The sequence below is a fragment of the Streptomyces sp. PU-14G genome (assembly GCF_041028275.1).
Classification (GTDB): domain Bacteria; phylum Actinomycetota; class Actinomycetes; order Streptomycetales; family Streptomycetaceae; genus Streptomyces.
Map to the genome: position 1 here is coordinate 1 of NZ_JASKYT010000778.1, position 456 is coordinate 456.

The 456-nt window shown below is 76.0% G+C and carries 1 pseudogene; it reads right to left on the reverse strand.

Going from position 1 to position 456, the window contains the following annotated elements:
* Window positions 1-314 (reverse strand): annotated as a pseudogene (locus tag AB8Z75_RS35265) (hypothetical protein); the annotation flags it as partial.
* Window positions 315-456: the final 142 nt, after the last annotated feature.

Consider the following 456-nt stretch of genomic DNA (forward strand, 5'->3'; position numbering starts at 1 on the left):
GCCCCCAGCGCCACCGCTGTGGGCAGGCCGACCGCGGCCGAGGCCGGCGCGGTGAACGCCACCGCCGAACGGCACGCCCTGGCGACGGACGCCGGTTCGCCCTTCTCCAGGACGAGGGCCTGGCCCACGTACGCGACGGTGAGGCCGAGGACGACGGTGAAGACGGTGTAGACGAGGGAGAACGTGGCGAAGGCGTGCACCGTCGACTGGCGGGCGGCGACGACGAGCACGGCGATGTTGGTGAGCGCCGCCACGCCCTGGTCGGTGACGCTGCACAGGAGGGCGGCGGTGCGTGTGGGGCGCGGTCGCCGCATCGCTCCCCCGTCCCGTCCTTTCACCGTCCCCCCGCGMAACTCTGCCCCGGGTACCCCTGTCCCGGCAGCTCCAGCCCCGGGCTCCGCCCGGGAGGAACCCCGCCAGGGCCCGCCGCCGTCACCGGCCCGTCACGCGCAGGGC